General features: G+C 71.4%; 17 protein-coding genes and 1 tRNA gene. 13 read left to right on the top strand and 5 right to left on the bottom strand.

Features of this window, described 5'->3' with window-relative positions; genetic code table 11:
• The first annotated feature begins 5 nt into the window (after positions 1-5).
• From accC to purH, 5 genes are all read left to right on the top strand, one after another.
• Positions 6-1,346, top strand: coding sequence for an acetyl-CoA carboxylase biotin carboxylase subunit (accC, locus tag C9F13_RS02305; protein WP_108444618.1), 1,341 nt, complete (start codon positions 6-8; stop codon positions 1,344-1,346).
• Positions 1,347-1,443: 97 nt separating this feature from the next.
• Positions 1,444-2,364, top strand: a complete 921-nt coding sequence (prmA, locus tag C9F13_RS02310; protein WP_108444619.1) for a 50S ribosomal protein L11 methyltransferase — start codon at positions 1,444-1,446, stop codon at positions 2,362-2,364.
• 81 nt (positions 2,365-2,445) lie between these two features.
• Entirely contained in the window at positions 2,446-3,504 is a 1,059-nt protein-coding gene (gene dusB / locus C9F13_RS02315) for a tRNA dihydrouridine synthase DusB (RefSeq protein ID WP_108444620.1), read from the top strand.
• Positions 3,501-3,839, top strand: a complete 339-nt coding sequence (fis, locus tag C9F13_RS02320; RefSeq protein ID WP_108444621.1) for a DNA-binding transcriptional regulator Fis — start codon at positions 3,501-3,503, stop codon at positions 3,837-3,839. Before dusB ends, fis begins: the two co-directional genes overlap by 4 nt.
• Before the next feature lie 94 nt (positions 3,840-3,933).
• Complete coding sequence (purH, locus tag C9F13_RS02325; protein ID WP_108444622.1) at positions 3,934-5,514, top strand: bifunctional phosphoribosylaminoimidazolecarboxamide formyltransferase/IMP cyclohydrolase; 1,581 nt, start codon at positions 3,934-3,936, stop codon at positions 5,512-5,514.
• A gap of 127 nt (positions 5,515-5,641) precedes the next feature.
• Here the strand turns inward: purH and C9F13_RS02330 are convergent, their stop codons facing one another.
• The 3 genes from C9F13_RS02330 to folE all read right to left on the bottom strand — a co-directional run bounded on the left by C9F13_RS02330 (position 5,642) and on the right by folE (position 8,196).
• Positions 5,642-7,099, bottom strand: coding sequence for an NAD-dependent succinate-semialdehyde dehydrogenase (locus C9F13_RS02330; protein ID WP_108444623.1), 1,458 nt, complete (start codon positions 7,097-7,099; stop codon positions 5,642-5,644).
• Positions 7,100-7,205: 106 nt separating this feature from the next.
• Positions 7,206-7,616: a dihydroneopterin triphosphate 2'-epimerase gene (gene folX / locus C9F13_RS02335; protein WP_108444624.1), complete on the bottom strand. Its 411-nt coding sequence runs from the start codon at positions 7,614-7,616 to the stop codon at positions 7,206-7,208.
• A 22-nt stretch (positions 7,617-7,638) separates the two neighbouring features.
• Entirely contained in the window at positions 7,639-8,196 is a 558-nt protein-coding gene (gene folE / locus C9F13_RS02340; protein WP_108444625.1) for a GTP cyclohydrolase I FolE, read from the bottom strand.
• 288 nt (positions 8,197-8,484) lie between these two features.
• Here folE and C9F13_RS02345 point away from each other — a divergent pair, with 288 nt between their 5' ends.
• Positions 8,485-9,051, top strand: a complete 567-nt coding sequence (locus C9F13_RS02345) for a TraB/TrbI/VirB10 family type IV secretion system protein (RefSeq protein WP_108444626.1) — start codon at positions 8,485-8,487, stop codon at positions 9,049-9,051.
• 80 nt (positions 9,052-9,131) lie between these two features.
• On the opposite strand, the gene C9F13_RS02350 is transcribed toward C9F13_RS02345, so the two are convergent.
• Both C9F13_RS02350 and C9F13_RS02355 read right to left on the bottom strand, forming a co-directional pair.
• Complete coding sequence (locus tag C9F13_RS02350; RefSeq protein WP_108444627.1) at positions 9,132-10,118, bottom strand: serine/threonine protein kinase; 987 nt, start codon at positions 10,116-10,118, stop codon at positions 9,132-9,134.
• A 61-nt stretch (positions 10,119-10,179) separates the two neighbouring features.
• The gene (locus tag C9F13_RS02355) at positions 10,180-10,881 is read right to left on the bottom strand and encodes a ComFC family protein (RefSeq protein WP_245888681.1); all 702 of its coding nucleotides are present in this window, start codon (positions 10,879-10,881) and stop codon (positions 10,180-10,182) included.
• An 85-nt stretch (positions 10,882-10,966) separates the two neighbouring features.
• Here C9F13_RS02355 and bioB point away from each other — a divergent pair, with 85 nt between their 5' ends.
• The 7 genes from bioB to bioA all read left to right on the top strand — a co-directional run bounded on the left by bioB (position 10,967) and on the right by bioA (position 17,076).
• Entirely contained in the window at positions 10,967-12,097 is a 1,131-nt protein-coding gene (gene bioB / locus C9F13_RS02360; RefSeq protein ID WP_170121120.1) for a biotin synthase BioB, read from the top strand.
• Between the two features lie 6 nt (positions 12,098-12,103).
• A complete protein-coding gene (gene bioF / locus C9F13_RS02365; protein ID WP_108444629.1) occupies positions 12,104-13,258 on the top strand; it encodes an 8-amino-7-oxononanoate synthase in 1,155 nt (384 codons plus the stop codon).
• On the top strand, positions 13,255-13,974 hold the full coding sequence (locus tag C9F13_RS02370; RefSeq protein WP_108444630.1) for an alpha/beta fold hydrolase: 720 nt from the start codon (positions 13,255-13,257) through the stop codon (positions 13,972-13,974). Before bioF ends, C9F13_RS02370 begins: the two co-directional genes overlap by 4 nt.
• A complete protein-coding gene (locus C9F13_RS02375) occupies positions 13,971-14,813 on the top strand; it encodes a methyltransferase domain-containing protein (RefSeq protein ID WP_245888682.1) in 843 nt (280 codons plus the stop codon). The genes C9F13_RS02370 and C9F13_RS02375 overlap by 4 nt, the downstream gene beginning before the upstream one ends.
• A gap of 1 nt (position 14,814) precedes the next feature.
• Positions 14,815-15,516, top strand: a complete 702-nt coding sequence (gene bioD, locus C9F13_RS02380; RefSeq protein ID WP_108444631.1) for a dethiobiotin synthase — start codon at positions 14,815-14,817, stop codon at positions 15,514-15,516.
• Positions 15,517-15,560: 44 nt separating this feature from the next.
• Positions 15,561-15,645, top strand: a tRNA-Leu gene (locus C9F13_RS02385).
• A 159-nt stretch (positions 15,646-15,804) separates the two neighbouring features.
• The gene (bioA, locus tag C9F13_RS02390) at positions 15,805-17,076 is read left to right on the top strand and encodes an adenosylmethionine--8-amino-7-oxononanoate transaminase (RefSeq protein ID WP_108444632.1); all 1,272 of its coding nucleotides are present in this window, start codon (positions 15,805-15,807) and stop codon (positions 17,074-17,076) included.
• The last annotated feature ends 3 nt before the right edge of the window (positions 17,077-17,079 follow it).

Here is a 17,079-nt window from a genome sequence, read left to right on the forward strand (position 1 = left end):
TCATCATGCTGGACAAGGTTCTGATCGCCAATCGCGGCGAGATCGCCCTGCGCATCCTGCGCGCCTGCAAGGAGCTGGGCATCAAGACGGTGGCGGTCCACTCCACGGCGGACCGTGAACTGATGCACGTACGCCTGGCCGACGAGGCCGTGTGCATCGGTCCGGCCTCCTCGGCGCAGTCCTACCTGAACATCCCGGCGCTGATCAGCGCCGCGGAAGTCACCGACTCCAGCGCCATCCACCCGGGCTACGGCTTCCTCTCCGAGAACGCCAACTTCGCCGAGCAGGTCGAGCGCTCCGGCTTCACCTTCATCGGTCCGCGCGCCGAGACCATTCGCCTGATGGGCGACAAGGTCAGCGCCATCGAGTCCATGAAGAAGGCCGGCGTGCCCACCGTGCCCGGCTCCGACGGCCCCCTGGGCGACGACGAGGGCGAGATCCTCGCCGTGGCCCGGCGCATCGGCTACCCGGTGATCATCAAGGCCGCCGCCGGCGGCGGCGGGCGCGGCATGCGCGTGGTGCACACCGAGGCGCACCTGCTCTCGGCGGTCAACGTCACCCGCACCGAGGCCCACTCGGCCTTCGGCGACGGCACCGTCTACATGGAGAAGTTCCTCGAGAACCCGCGCCACGTGGAGATCCAGGTGCTGGCCGACGGCCAGGGCAACGCCATCCACCTCTATGACCGCGACTGCTCGCTGCAGCGCCGTCACCAGAAGGTGATCGAGGAGGCTCCGGCGCCCGGCATCGACGAGACCGCCCGCGCCAAGGTCCTCGAGGCGTGTCGCGAGGCCTGCATCACCATCGGCTACCGCGGTGCCGGCACCTTCGAGTTCCTCTACGAGAACGGCGAGTTCTTCTTCATCGAGATGAACACCCGGGTCCAGGTCGAGCACCCGGTCACCGAGATGGTCACCGGTGTCGACATCGTGCGCGAGCAGCTGCGCATCGCCTCCGGGCTTCCGCTCTCGATCAGCCAGGAGCAGGTGGAGCTGAGCGGCCACGCCTTCGAGTGCCGCATCAACGCCGAGGACGCCCGCACCTTCATGCCCTCCCCCGGCAAGGTCACCCTCTATCACCCGCCCGGCGGGCTCGGCGTGCGCATGGACTCCCACGTCTATACCGGCTATACGGTGCCGCCCCACTACGACTCGCTGATCGGCAAGCTGATCACCTGGGGCGTGGACCGCGAGACGGCGCTGATCCGCATGCGCAATGCCCTGGACGAGCTGCTGGTGGAAGGCATCAAGACCAACACCGACCTTCACAAGGACCTGGTGCGTGACGGCTACTTCCAGCAGGGTGGCGTGAACATCCACTACCTGGAGAAGAAACTGGGCCTCTGAGCCCGTCTCCTCCTGCACGCGGGGCGGCCACGGCCGCCCCGCTTGCGTTGTCCGCCCCCTTTCCCTTCCCCCCGTGCGCACCGACCGGAGACCGCCCATGCCCTGGATGCAACTCAAGGCCCGTATCGCCCCCGAGCAGGCCGAGCCCCTCGAGGAGCTGCTGCTGGCCGAAGGCGCCACCGCCATCACCCTGCAGGACGCCTACGACGACCCGGTCTTCGAGCCGGAACGCGGCACCACCCCGCTGTGGGACGAAACGGTGCTGACCGGGCTCTACGACGACCTGGAGGGGACCGAGGCGATGCTCGAGCGGGTGCGCCAGGCCTGGGCCGCCGAGTTCCCCGACGAGCCCTGCCCCGAGGTGGAGGTCGAGCTGCTCGCCGACCGCGACTGGGAGCGCGAGTGGATGGCCGACTTCCACCCCCTGCGCATGGGCGAGCGGCTGTGGATCGTGCCGAGCTGGCACGCGCCGCCCGAACCCGGCGCCGTCAACCTCCACCTGGACCCCGGGCTTGCCTTCGGCACCGGCACCCACCCCACCACGGCGCTCTGCCTGGAGTGGCTGGACGGCCTGGCGGTGGAAGGCGAGCTGGACGACCTGGAGGTGCTCGACGTGGGCTGCGGCTCTGGGATACTGGCGATCGCCGCACTCAAGCTCGGCGCCCGGACGGCCACCGGCACCGACATCGACCCCCAGGCGCTCTCGGCCAGCCGCGACAACGCCGAGCGTAACGGCGTGGTTGATGCCGCCTTCCGGCTCTGCTACCCCGAGCAGCTCGAGGCGGGGGAGTTCCCGCTGGTGGTCGCCAACATCCTGGCCGGGCCGCTGGTCGAGCTCGCCGACGAGATCGCCGGCCGCGTGGCGCCGGGCGGGCGCCTGGCGCTCTCGGGCATCCTCGAGGCCCAGGCCGAGGAGGTGCTCGAGGCCTACCGCGCCCGGGGGCTCGCCATGGACGAGCCGACGGTGCGCGAGGGCTGGGTCCGGCTCAATGGCCGACGTCCCGCGACCATCGCCTGATCCATGAGCCCGCGCCTGGTGGTTCACCAACGCACGGCGTGGGCGTATGATATGCACCCCCTCTCGCCGACGACCCCGATCATGCACGACGCTCGCCCCCTGCCCCGCATCGGTCGCCACACACTGCCCAACCGGGTGGTGCTGGCGCCCATGGCCGGGGTCACCGACCGCCCCTTCCGCGCGCTCTGCCGGCGTCTGGGCGCGGGGCTGGTGGTGGGCGAGATGGTCACCTCGGATCCCACCCTGTGGCACACCCGCAAGTCGCGGCTGCGCATGGATCACCGCGGCGAGCCGGGCCCGCGCAGCGTGCAGATCGCCGGCGGCGACGCCGAGATGCTCGCCGAGGCGGCGCGACTGAACGCCGCCATGGGCGCCGAGATCATCGACATCAACATGGGCTGCCCGGCCAAGAAGGTCTGCAACAAGGCGGCCGGCTCGGCGCTGCTGCGCGACGAGGCGCTGGTGGCCGAGATCGTCCAGGCGGTGGTCGCCGCGGTCGAGGTGCCGGTGACGCTGAAGATCCGCACCGGCTGGTGTGCCGAGAGCAACAACGGCGTGCGGGTGGCGCGCATCGCCGAGGACGCCGGCATCCAGGCCCTGGCCGTGCACGGCCGCCATCGCCAGCAGCGCTACGGCGGCCACGCCGAGTACGACACCATCGCCGCCATCAAGGCCGCGGTGAACATCCCGGTGTTCGCCAACGGCGACATCGACGGCCCCGAGAAGGCCCGCCGAATCCTCGACTATACTGGGGCGGATGCAGTGATGGTCGGGCGCGGCGCCCAGGGCAACCCCTGGATCTTCCGCGAGATCGACCACTACCTGCGCCATGGCGAGCCGCTGGCTCCCCCGCAGGACGAGGAGCGCGCCGCGGTGCTGCGCGACCACCTCGAGGCCCTGCACGACTTCTACGGCGATCACATGGGCGTGCGCATCGCGCGCAAGCACCTCGGCTGGTACCTGGCCGGCGACGCGCGCTTCGACGACGACGGGCGACGGGCCCTGCGAGCCACCTTCAACGGCCTCGAGAGTCCCCGCGCCCAGCGCCGCTTCATCGACGAACTCTTTCGCCACGACCCCGCCGCGACGCCCGCTCGCGTCGCCCGGGCCGTGGCATCCGACGGAACCTGTGCCGCATGACCAGCAGCCAATCCCTTGATCAGCATCTCGCGCAGCCCGAGTTCGAGTCCCCGACCTCCGGCGAGCTCGCCGACCTGCGCGACACCGCCCGCCCGGCCCCCCAGGACGACCGCCCGCTGCGCGAGGCCGTCGAGGCCTCCCTGGCGCGCTACTTCGATCATCTCGACGGCTCCAGCGTCACCGACCTCTACGCCATGGTGATGGCCGAGGTCGAGGCGCCGCTGCTGGCCTCGGTGCTCGAGCACACCCAGGGCAACCAGACCCGTGCCGCCGAGATGCTCGGCCTCAACCGCGGCACGCTGCGCAAGAAGCTCAAGCAGTACGGCCTGATCTGAACGGTCCATCCGGGGAGCCCGTGCGGCTCCCCGCGCGTTTTCGCCGCCCCTTCGCAACCCGTGTCAGCCTGACCATCGACAGAGAGTGACTCCCATGGCCCAAGCCTCCTCCCCCGCGGTACGCCGCGCCCTGATCAGCGTCTCCGACAAGACCGGCATCGTCGACTTCGCCCGCGGCCTCGCCGAGCAGGGCGTCGCGCTGCTCTCCACCGGCGGCACCTTCCGCCTGCTGAAGGAGCACGGCATCGCGGTCACCGAGGTCTCCGAGCACACCGGGTTCCCCGAGATCATGGACGGCCGGGTCAAGACGCTGCACCCGACGATCCACGGCGGCATCCTCGGCCGCCGCGGCCAGGACGACGCGGTCATGGCCGAGCACGGCATCGATCCCATCGACATGGTGGTGGTCAACCTCTACCCCTTCGCCCAGACCGTCGCCAAGCCGGACTGCAGCCTCGAGGACGCCATCGAGAACATCGACATCGGCGGCCCGACCATGGTGCGCGCCTGCGCCAAGAACCACGCCTACACCACCATCGTCGTGGATGCCGGCGACTATCCCCGGGTGCTGGCCGAGATCGCCGCCGGCGAGGGCGCGGTGTCTGACGCTACCCGCTTCGACCTGGCCGTGAAGGCCTTCGAGCACACCGCCGGCTACGACGCCGCCATCGCCGACTACCTCGGCCAGCGGGTGCCCGGCGGCGAGGACGGCTTCCCGCGCACCTACAACCTGCAGTTCGAGAAGAAGCAGTCCATGCGCTACGGCGAGAACCCGCACCAGAACGCGGCCTTCTACGTCGAGGCGGGCGCCCGCGAGGCGAGCGTGGCCACCGCCACCCAGCTCAACGGCAAGGCGCTGTCGTTCAACAACGTCGCCGACACCGATGCCGCCTTCGAGTGCGTCAAGGGCTTCACCGACACCGCCTGCGTGATCGTCAAGCACGCCAATCCCTGCGGCGTCGCTGTGGGGGCCACCGCCCTCGAGGCCTACGACAAGGCCTTCGCCACCGACCCGACCAGCGCCTTCGGCGGCATCATCGCCTTCAACGTGGCGCTCGATGCCGAGACCGCGCGGGCCATCGTCGAGCGCCAGTTCGTCGAGGTGATCATCGCCCCTGGGGTCGAGGACGAGGCGGCCCGCATCGTCGCCGAGAAGAAGAACGTGCGCCTGCTCGACGTCGGCGCCAACTGGCCCGGCGAGCGCGAGCACGCCCACGACCTCAAGCGCGTCACCGGCGGCCTGCTGGTCCAGGATCGCGACCTCGGCATGGTCGGCCGCGACGAGCTCACCGTGGTCAGCGAGCGCGTGCCCACCGAGCAGGAGATGCGCGACCTGGCCTTCGCCTGGAAGGTGGCCAAGTACGTCAAGTCCAACGCCATCGTCTACGCCAAGGATGGCCAGACCATCGGCGTGGGCGCCGGCCAGATGAGCCGCGTCTACTCGGCCAAGATCGCCGGCATCAAGGCCGCCGACGAGGGACTCTCGGTGCCCGGCTCGGTGATGGCCTCCGACGCCTTCTTCCCCTTCCGTGACGGCATCGATGCCGCCGCCGCCGCCGGCATCGCCGCGGTGATCCAGCCCGGCGGCTCCATGCGCGACCAGGAGGTGATCGACGCCGCCAACGAGGCCGGCATCGCCATGGTCTTCACCGGCATGCGCCACTTCCGCCACTGAGCGGCGCGACACGGCGGGGACTCTCCCGCCGTTTTCTCGAGTGCTGATAAAAAACCCCGCCGGGCTCAGCGCCCGGCGGGGTTTTTCGTGGGCGACGCCGGTGAGCCGACGTCGCCGCCTCGGTCTCTTAGCCGAGGTCGAAGCAGAGGTACTTGGTCTCGAGGAACTCGTCGAGACCCTGGTGGCCGCCCTCGCGGCCGAGCCCCGAGGCCTTGACCCCGCCGAAGGGCGCGGCGGCGTTGGAGATCAGGCCGGTGTTGATGCCCACCATGCCGTACTCCAGGGCGTCGGCGACCCGCCAGACGCGACCCAGGTCGCGAGAGTAGAAGTAGGAGGCCAGGCCGTACTCGGTGTCGTTGGCCATGCGCACGGCCTCCTCCTCGTCGTCGAAGGGGAACACCGCCGCCAGCGGGCCGAAGGTCTCCTCGCGGGCCACCTTCATCCGGTCATGGGCGAAGCTGATCAGGGTCGGCGAGAAGAAGTTGCCGCCCAGCGGGTGCGGATGGCCGCCCAGCAGCAGCTCCGCGCCCTGGTCCACGGCGTCGTGGACGTGCTCGCTGACCTTGGCCACCGCGTTCTCGTCGATCAGCGGGCCGATGTTGACGCCGCCCTCGGTGCCGTTGCCCACCTTGAGCTCGCTGTTCATGGCCACCGCCAGCTTCTCGCAGAAGGCGTTGACGACGCTGGACTGCACCAGGAAGCGGTTGGTGCAGACGCAGGTCTGGCCGGCGTTGCGGAACTTGGCGGCCATGGCGCCCTCCACCGCGGCGTCCAGGTCGGCATCCTCGAAAACGATGAAGGGGGCGTTGCCGCCGAGCTCCAGGGAGATCTTCTGGATGTGCTGGGAGGCCTGGGACATCAGCTGGCGCCCCACCTCGGTGGAGCCGGTGAAGGTGATCTTGCGCACCAGCGGCGACTCGGTCATGGCCGCGGCGATCTCCGAGGCGCGCCCGGGCACCACGTTGAACACGCCGCGCGGCACGCCGGCCCGCTCGGCGAGCTTGGCCAGGGCGGTGGCGGAGAACGGGGTCTGGCTGGCCGGCTTGACCACGATGGTGCAGCCCGCGGCCAGCGCCGCGCCGGCCTTGCGGGTGATCATCGCCGCCGGGAAGTTCCAGGGCGTGATGGCTCCCACCACGCCGACCGGCTGCTTGGTGACCACGATCCGCTGGTTGGACTTGGCGGCCGGCACGGTGTCGCCATAGACGCGCCGAGCCTCCTCGGCGAACCAGCGCAGGAAGCTCGCCGCGTAGGCGATCTCGCCGGCGGCCTCCTTGAGCGGCTTGCCCTGCTCGTAGGTCATCAGCATGGCGAGGTCGTCCTGATGCTCCATCATCAGGTCGTGCCACTTCATCAGGATGTCGGCGCGCTCCAGGGCGGTGAGCGCCTTCCAGCTCGGCAGGGCGGCGTCCGCCGCGTCGATGGCCCGCTCGGTCTCCGCACGCCCCAGGCGCGGCACGTTGCCCATCGACTCGCCGGTGGCCGGATTGAGCACATCGATCTGCTCGCCGCTGTCGGCGGCGACCCAGCTGCCGTCGATATAGGCGAAGGGGCAATAGAGCTGCGTTTCCTTGAGGGCTTGCATGGTCGTCTCCTGCCGCGAACGCGGCCTCTTGTCGGTTTTCCCCCATGCTAAGCGCAAAGCCCCCGGTGTACCAACCACCGGGGGCCTTCTCGATCAACGCGAGGCGTCACTGCGGACGGCGAGGCTCGCGGGAATCGGACAGCGTGATCGAGACCGAGTCGGAGAAGCGCAGCGCGTGGGGCTTGTCGATCTCCACCTGGGCGGTGAGCACCTGCTCGTGGCCCATGATCAGGTCCAGCACCTCGCGGGTCATCCGCTCGAGCAGCAGGAAGCGATGATCCTCGACCAGGGCGATCACCTCCTTGGTGATGGTCCGGTAGTTCAGGGCCTGCTCGATGTGGTTGAACTCGACGGCCTTGTCGGCGCGATAGCGAATCACCGCGTTGATCACCACGTCCTGACGGTTCCTGATCTCGTCATCCTTGATGCCGATGTGCGTGCGCAGGCGCAGGTTCTTGATGCGGATCGTGGCCAGGTCGTGGTCGAAGTGCTGATCGCCCAGGGCGTGAATCGGCATGGCGTGGCTCCTTGCGGGACAATCAGCGTCCGTTGACCAGGGTGAGGAACTCCTGGCGGGTGCTCGGCTTCTCGCGGAAGGCGCCGAGCATCACCGAGGAGGTCATGCTGGAGTTCTGCTTCTCGACCCCGCGCATCATCATGCACAGGTGGCGCGCCTCGATCACCACCGCCACGCCGCGCGCATCGGTCACCTGCTGGACCGCCTCGGCGATCTGGCGGGTCAGGTTCTCCTGGATCTGCATGCGCCGGGCGTACATGTCGACGATGCGGGCGAACTTGGAGAGCCCCAGCACCTTGCCGCTGGGCAGGTAGGCGATGTGGCACTTGCCGATGAACGGCAGCAGGTGGTGCTCGCACATCGAGTAGAGCTCGATGTCCTTGACCAGCACCATCTCGTCGGTCTCCGACTCGAACACTGCGCCGTTGATGATCTCCTCCAGCGACTGGGTGTAGCCGCGATTGAGGAACTGCATCGCCTTGGCGGCGCGCTTGGGCGTGTCGCGCAGGCCCTCGCGCTCGGGGTTCTCGCCGAGCTCTTGGATGATGTGGCGATAGTGATTGGCGAGTTCTTCGGTCATGGTCAGGCCCCGTGGCAGAGTCGGTATCCGGCGTGTCGATGGTGGGAAGCCCGGCCATCACGCTTACATCGTGTACAGAAGATATACAAGATAAACATCCTGTACAACTAGAGAATCCAGGAACTCGATATTCTAGCGCATGACGACCGCCGACGCAGGCCGGCGGCGCGGCGGCCAGTGACATCGTGTCGCGGCCGTCGCCCTCCCCCCAGGGCTGCCGGGTGGGCCGCCCTGTGGTAGGCTATGGGCTGCTTCATGCTGCGCCCAAGTCACCCTCGAGAGCCCGACATGATCAAGACCCCTGCCTCTCTTCTGCTGATGGCCGCTGCCCTGGCGGTACCGTCCCTGGCCATGAGCGATACCCTCGAGCTGCCCACCGATGCGACCCTCGACGTCCAGGTCATCGACACCCTGACGCTCAGCGCCCAGGAGCCGGCCCGTGACGACCTGGTCATCCACCCGGTCGCCGGCGGCAGCGCCTCCCACACCCTGCCGGAATACTGCGTGCTGGTCGGCAACGCCCGCCTCGACGGCGAGCGCATCCGCCTGACCACCGAGGCCCTGACCTGCATCGAGACCGACGGCAGCGAGAGCGAGATCTACAGCGGCGAACTCTCCGCCGCCGCCTACGGCGCCGACGGCGACTTCGGCATCCCGGCCTGCCAGGACGGCGAGTGCCGCCTGACGCCGCAGCAGACCTTCCAGCTGCGCCTGGCCAGCGACCTCTCCATCGAGCAGCAGGCCAACCCGGCGGCCGAGATCAACGCGCAGCGCCGCCGGGGGGAAGGCGCCGCCGCTCCCACGCCCGCCGAGACCCCCACGCCCGCCGAGACCCCGGCCCCCGGCGACGACTGAGCGCCTCCCGGCCCCTCGCCCGCCCACAGGACGCACCCCTCGGGGTGCGTCCTGCGTTCTGAGCCCTCGATTTCTCCCGCTCAGGCCAGCCAGCGAGGCCCCGTCTCCAGCACCTGGCGCTGCTGCTCGAGCAGGCGCAGGTGGCCATCCCAGTAGCCGGCATCGGCCAGCCACGGGAAGGCCTGCGGAAAGGCCGGGTCCTCCCAGCGGTCCACCAGCCAGGCACTGTGGCGCAGCAGGCGCAGGGTGCGCAGCGGCTCCACCAGGGCCAGCTCCCGGCGCTCGAACTCGCGGTGCTGCTCGTAGCCCTCGAGCACCTCCGAGAGCTGCATCTGGCGCTCGCCCTCCTCCTGGGCGGTGAACAGCATCCACAGGTCCTGGATCGCGGGTGCCATCAGGCAGTCGTCGAAGTCGACCAGGGCGAAGTGCTCGTCCCGACCGAGCACGTTGCCGATATGGCAGTCGCCCTGCACGCGCAGCATCGGCCCCAGCTCCTCGGCATGGGCGGCGAGCCGGGCATGCAGCGCCTCGCAAATGCGCAGGTAGGCGGGGCGCTGGCGGCGGTCGAGCCAGCGGCTCGCCAGCACCTTGTCGCGGGCCTCGAGCACCATGCCGTCGAGATCCAGCGTGCGACGATGGGCGAAGCGCCCCCGCTCGCCCACCGCATGCACCGCGCCGATCAGCTCGCCGAGGGCGAACAGGTGGGTCGGGTTCTCCAGCTCCGGCGCCTGGCCCGGCAGGTGCGGGAAGAGCGTGAAGCGAAAGCCCTCGGCGCGATGCAGGCTCTCGCCGGCCGCGTCCCGCCAGGGCGCGGCCACGGCCACCCCGGCCTCGGCCAGCTCGGCCAGGAAGTCGTGCTCCTCGCGGATCTGGGCATCGCTCCAGCGCTCGGGGCGGTAGAACTTCACCACCCAGCGGCGGCGCTCGTCGTCGTGCACCAGGAAGACCCGGTTCTCGTAGCTGTTGAGGGTGAAGGGCTCCCCGGGCAGCCAGAAGCCGAGCGACTCCACCGCCGCCACGACCCGGGCGGGCGAGAGATCGGCGAAGGGATGGGATCTGGTCTCCATGGAGGGCTCCGGCAAGCGTAAAGAGCCCCACTCTACCAGAGCCCGGATACCAGAGCCCGGATCAGCGGTCGTGAAGGGGCGTGCGCGCCACCGACCAGGCGACCACCTCCCGGGCGCCGGCCCGGCGACAGGCCACGGCCAGCGCCTCCAGGGTCGCGCCGGTGGTCATCACGTCGTCGACCAGCGCCACGCGCCCGGGCAGGCCCGCCGGCACGCCGAAGGCCGCGCGCAGGTTGGCACGCCGCTCGCCGCGATCCAGGCCGCGCTGGCTGGGCGTGTCGCGCAGGCGCACCGCGCGCACCAGCGGGCGGTCGAGCCGCCGAGCCAGGCGCCTCGCGAGCCAGCGCGCCTGGTCGAAGCCGCGCTCCCGGGCGCGGCGCGGATGCAGCGGCACCGCCACCAGCGCCTCGGGCCAGGCTCGCTCGTCCGGCGTGAGCCCCGCCACCAGCAGCTCGAGCAGCAAGCTTCCGGCCCGCGGCGAGGCATCGAACTTGAAGCGCTGCACCAGGCCCGCCACCTCATCGGCATAGCGCAGCGGCACCTTCGCCCGGTCGAACGCCGGGGGCCGGCGCAGGCAGCGCCCGCAGCGCAGCCCCGCCTGGGCCGGCGGCTGGGGTTCGCCGCAGCCGTCACAGGCCGGCCGGTTCCAGGGCAGCCCCGCGAAACAGGCCACACACCACGGCGCCTCGTCCGGCAGCGGCGCCAGGCAGAAGACGCAGCGCCCGGGCAGGGCCCGGCGCAGCCAGCCGTCAACCCGGCTCATTCTCGCGGTTGACATGACCGCCGCAGGCCTTAGGCTATCCGTCAACCTCGATATCCACGCCAAGTTGACCATAAGCGAGCCCGCCATGCCTGCCGCGTCCCAAGAATCCCGCCCCGACTCCCAGACCCTAGCCACGCTCGGCGAGGTCCGCCACGACTGGTCGCTCGAGGAGATCGAGGCGCTCTTCGCCCTGCCCTTCAACGACCTGCTGTTCCGCGCCCAGCAGGTGCACCGGGCCCACTTCGAGGCCAACGCCGTGCAGGTCTCCACCCTGCTCTCCATCAAGACCGGCGCCTGCCCCGAGGACTGCAAGTACTGCCCGCAGTCGGGCCACTACAACACCGGGCTCGGCAAGGAGAAGCTGCTGGAGATCGAGAAGGTGGTCGAACAGGCACGCGCCGCCCAGGAGGCCGGGGCCAGCCGCTTCTGCATGGGCGCGGCCTGGAAGAGCCCGAGGGAGCGTGACCTCGAGGTGGTGCTGGAGATGGTGCGCCGGGTCAAGGCGCTGGGGCTCGAGACCTGCATGACCCTCGGCATGGTCGACGGCGACCAGGCGGGCCGGCTGGCCGAGGCCGGGCTCGACTACTACAACCACAACCTCGATACCTCGCCGGAGTACTACGGCGAGATCATCACCACCCGCACCTACGCCGACCGCCTGGAGACCCTGGGCAACGTGCGCCAGGCCGGCATGAAGGTCTGCTCGGGCGGCATCCTCGGCATGGGCGAGGCGCCCCGCGACCGCGCCGCCCTGCTCCAGCAGCTGGTCAGGCTCGAGCCGCACCCGGAGTCGGTGCCGATCAACATGCTGGTCAAGGTGCCCGGCACGCCACTCGAGGACGTCGAGGATCTGGACCCCATCGAGTACGTGCGCGCCATCGCCGTGGCCCGCATCCTGATGCCGAAGAGCCACGTGCGCCTCTCCGCCGGCCGCGAGCAGATGGATGACGCCACCCAGGCGCTGGCCTTCCTGGCCGGGGCCAACTCGATCTTCTACGGCGACACCCTGCTGACCACCGGCAACCCCCAGGTGGAGAAGGACCGCGCGCTCTTCGACCGGCTCGGCCTGCACCCCGAGCGCCGGGAGACCTGCACCGACGAGGTCGGCCAGCAGGCCGCCCTGGCGGCCGCGCTCGAGGCCAGCGCCGTGCGCCAGGCCGCGACGGCCCAGGAGGCCGCGGCCAGCCGGCTCGCCTACGACGCCGCCCAGGCCTGACGCGCCATGTCGGCTGCCTGGAGCACGCACCTTGCCGAGCGGGCCGCGACGCAGCGCGACGCCGGCCGCTGGCGGGCGCGCCGGACCCACAACCCCCGGGGACCGCTGCGCGACTTCGCCGGCAACGACTACCTGGGCCTGGCACGGGACCCGCGCCTGGCCGAGGCCCAGGCCGAGGGCGCGCGCCGCGACGGCGCCGGGGCCGGCGCCTCGCACCTGGTCAGCGGCCACCTCGCGGTCCACGAGGCGCTCGAGCAGCGCCTGGCCGCGCTGACCGGGCGCCCGGCGGCGCTGCTCTTCTCCACCGGCTACATGGCCAACCTCGGCACCCTGCAGGCGCTCTGCGACGGCGAGACCCGGCTCTTCCAGGACCGCCTGAACCACGCCTCGCTGCTGGACGGCGGCCGGCTCTCGGGAGCCCGCTCGCGGCGCTTCCACCATCGGGATCTTGACGACCTCGAGCGGCTGCTCGCCCGCTCGCCGGCCGACGGGCGCCGCCTGGTGGTCAGCGACGGGGTGTTCAGCATGGACGGCGACGTGGCCGACGTCGCCGGGCTCGCCGCGACCTGCGAGCGACACGACGCCTGGCTGATGATCGACGACGCCCACGGCCTCGGCGTGCTGGGCGAGCACGGCGACGGCTGCGCGGGCCGGGCCTTGGGCCCCGCGCGGGTGCCGGTGCTGGTCGGCACCCTGGGCAAGGCGCTGGGCTCCGCCGGCGCCTTCGTGGCCGGCAGCCAGGGGCTGATCGACCACCTGATCCAGTTCGCCCGCCCCTACGTCTACACCACCGCCCAGCCCCCTGGGGTGGCCGCGGCGACCCTCGAGGCGCTCAGGCTGCTCGAGGCCGAGCCCGAGCGGCGCACGCGCCTGGCGACCCTGATCGCGCGCTTTCGCCGCGAGGCCGTCCGGCTCGGCCTGCCGCTTTCGCCATCCACCACGCCCATCCAGCCCCTGGTGCTGGGCGACAGCGAGCGGGTGATGCGCTGGGCCGCCCGGCTGCGCGAACGCGAGATCATGGTCGGCGCCATTCGCGAGCCCACGGTGCCCCGCGGCGAGGCACGGCTGCGCATTACCCTGAGCGCGGCCCACCGCGACGAGGATCTGGAGGCGCTGCTCGAGGCCCTGGCCGCCCTGCACGCCGAGGAGGTGCCCGCATGAGCCGGCTCGTCCTGCTCTCCGGCTGGGGCTGCGATGCGCGCCTCTGGCAGCCGCTCGCCGAATACTGGCCTGGTCGTCGAGAGGAGAAGGTCGAGGTCTCCGCACCCGACTGGCCCGGCTACGGCAGTCGCCCCGCCCTGGAGGACCCCGAGGATCTCGCCGCCCTGGCCGAGGCGATGGCCGAGGACCTTCCGGCCGAGGCCGTCTGGGTCGGCTGGTCCCTGGGGGGCCTGCTCGCCGCGGCCCTGCTCGACCACCTGCCCGCCCCCCGCGGCCTGGTGCTGCTCGGCATGGGGGCGCGCTTCTGCGACCCCGAGGGCATCACGCCGGAGGCGCTGGCGACCTTTCGCGATGCCTTTCGCCGCGACCCGGAGGCCACGCGCGCCCACTTCCTGCGCTGGCAGCTGCGCGGCGAGCCCTCGCCCCGGGCCGCCCATCGCCGGCTGCTCGAGCTGCTGGGGCCCGATCCCGCCGCCCCGCCGGCGACCCTGGCGGCGGGGCTCGGGCAGCTGGCCGAGCTCGACAACGCCGAGCGCCTCGCCGACGCGCCCTGTCCGGTGTGGCGCGTCTCCGGCGAGCAGGATCCGCTGCTGGCCCCGTCGGCCCGCGAGGCGGCAGACATTCGCCTCGCCGAGGCGGGTCACGCCCCGATGCTGAGCCAGCCCCGGGCGCTGGCGGAGTGCCTGGCCGCCGTCGCCCTGGAGCCCGCATCATGATGGCCCTTCCCGCGCCAGCCACGGACGCGCCTCGCCGCGCCGCACCGTCCTCGACGCCGCAGGCCGCGACGGAGCAGGCCGGCTGGCGGGGCCGCGTCGCCCGCGCCTTCTCCCGGGCCGCCCCGCACTATGCCGAGCGGGCCAGCGCCCAGCGTGCCATGGCCGCGACCCTGCTCGAGCGCCTGCCCGCGCGGGCCGAGGCGGTGCTGGATCTGGGCTGCGGCCCCGGCGAGACGGCCGCCGGCCTCAAGGAGCGCTTCGGCGCGACCTGCCGCGTCACCGGCCTCGACCTCGCCCCGGGCATGCTCGACGAGGCCCGCCGCCGCCACGGCGAGGGCGTGCGCTGGCTGTGCGGCGATGCCGCCGCCCTGCCGCTGGCCGAGGCGAGCCAGGCGCTCGTGGTCTCCAACCTGGCGATCCAGTGGTGCCCCGACCTCGACGCCGTGCTGGCCGAGGTGAGGCGCGTGCTGCGCCCCGGCGGTCGCGCCCTGATCAACACCCTCGCCCCCGGCACGCTGGCCGAGGTGAGTCACGCCTGGTCGCACCCCGAGAGCCCGGCCGCCCTGCTCGCCTTCCGCGACGCCGGCGAGCATCGCCGGGCGGCCTGGGCGGCGGGCTTTCGCCGGGTCGACTGCCGGGAGCAGGCCGCACGCTTCCACTATCCCGACCTCGCCGCGGTGATGGCCTCGATCAAGGGGGTCGGAGCCCAGGTCGCGCGCCCCGGCGCCCGCCTGACGCGAGCCGACCTGGCCCGGGCGGCGCGGCGCTTCGAGGCGCTGCGCGACGACCACGGCCTGCCCGTCACCTATCGCCTGCTGACCCTGGAGCTCTCGACCTGACATGCCCGCCTACTTCGTGACCGGCACCGACACCGACGCCGGCAAGACCCTCGTGACCAGCGGCCTGCTCGCCCTGGCCCGGCGCCGCGGCCTCACCACCCTGGGCCTCAAGCCCGTGGCCTCCGGCTGCGAGGAGACCGTCGAGGGGCTGCGCAACGTGGATGCCCTGGCCCTTGAGGCCCAGACCCGGCCGGCCCTGCCCTACGCGACGATCAACCCTGTCGCCTTCGCCCCCGCCATCGCCCCGCACCTGGCCGCCCGCCGCGCCGGGGTCACGCCGACGCTCAACCAGCTGGCCGACCATGTCCGGGCCCCGCTCGCCCTCGCGCGCGAACTGACCCTGATCGAGGGCGCGGGGGGCTGGCGGGTGCCGCTCAACGACCGCGAGGACCTGTCGGGGCTGGCCGTGGGCCTGGGGCTGCCGGTGATTCTCGTGGTGGGCCTGCGTCTCGGCGCCATCAGCCACGCCCGGCTCACGGCTGAGGCGATCCGCACCGACGGCCTGCGCCTCGCCGGCTGGGTGGGCAACCTCCTCGACCCCGGCTTCGCGGCGGACGACGCCCTCTACCGCGACAACCTGGCGACCCTCGCCGCCACCCTCGACGCCCCCTGCCTCGGCGTGGTGCCGCGGCTCGCGGGCGAGGATCACCGGGCGCTGGCCGAGGCGGCCGCCGATCACCTGGCGCTGCCCGATGCCGATTGACTTGGGCGAAGGCGTCCGTAGAATGTGCACGCCTGCCTATCCGTGCGGATGTGGTGGAATTGGTAGACACGCCAGATTTAGGTTCTGGTGCCTTCGGGCGTGGGAGTTCAAGTCTCCCCATCCGCACCATCTCAGCTCAGCGTCGCCCTCCTTATCGCACCGGCTTTCTCCAGGAAAGCACGGCGTTTCGCTGCGCCCATCGTTCCCGCGTCCGTCAGCGACGCCCCGGGCCATCGCCCGACGCCTTTTCCGCCCCCTACACTCTCTGCCGATTCCCCGGAGGCCCTCATGACGTCCCCCGTCTGGCACCCCTATGCCCACCTCAAGACCCAGCGCCCGGCCCCCAAGGTGGTCGGCGGCGAGGGCGCGACCTTCATCCTGGAGGGCGGCGAGACGCTGCTCGACGCCACCTGCTCCTGGTGGTGCATGATCCACGGCTATCGCCACCCGCGCCTGGTCGAGGCCATCCAGCGCCAGGCCGACGAACTCTGCCATGTGATGCTCGGCGGCCTGACCCACGAGCCCGCCGACCGCCTGGCACGTGAGCTGGTGCGTGTGACGCCGAAGGGCCTCAACCACGTCTTCTTCTCCGACAGCGGCTCGGTGGGCATGGAAGTGGCCATGAAGATGGCCGTGCAGTACCACTACCTGCGCGGCCAGCCGGCCAAGCACCGCATGCTGACGCTGATGAAGGCCTACCACGGCGACACCGCCGGCTGCATGGCGGTGTGCGACCCGGAAGAGGGCATGCACTCGCTGTTCTCGGGTTTCCTGCCCCAGCACCATTTCGCCCCCGCCCCCACCGCCCCCTTCGAGGCCAGCCGGGAGGCGGTGCAGCCAGACCTCGACGCCCTGCGCGACGTGCTCGAGGCCCATCACGAGGAGATCGGCGCGCTGCTGATGGAGCCGCTGCTGCAGGCCGCCGGTGGGCTCAACATGACCTCGCCCCACTACCTGCGCGGCGCCCGCGAGCTCTGCGAGGAGTTCGACGTGCTGCTGATCTTCGACGAGGTGGCCACCGGCTTCGGGCGCACCGGGCGGATGTTCGCCGCCGACCACGCCGACGTGACGCCGGACATCATGGTGCTCTCCAAGGGGCTGACCGGCGGCTACCTGGGCCACGCCGCGACGCTTGCCACCGATAGGGTCCACGACGCCTTCGTCGGCGACAGCGAGCTGCACGCCTTCATGCACGGCCCCACCTTCATGGGCAATCCGCTGGCCTGCCGAGTGGCGCTGGAGAGCCTGGCGGTGTTCGAGGAGGAGGACTACCTGGGCCGCATCCGGGCGCTCAACGCCGTGCTGCACGAGGCGCTGGTCGAGGATGCCGCGCTGCGCGACCACCCGGATGTCGCCGACGTGCGCGCGCTCGGTGCCACCGCGGTGATCGAGGTCCACGACGCCGCCGCACTGAAGGGCGTGGCCGACTTCGCCCGCGCCCAGGGCGTCTGGCTGCGCCCCTTCGGCCGCTGGCTCTACACCATGCCCGCCTACGTCACCAGCGAGGCCGAGATGCGCCGTATCACCGACGCCATGAAGGGCTGGTTCCTGGCGCGCTGAGCG

The organism is Halomonas denitrificans (assembly GCF_003056305.1).
Lineage (GTDB): Bacteria > Pseudomonadota > Gammaproteobacteria > Pseudomonadales > Halomonadaceae > Halomonas > Halomonas denitrificans.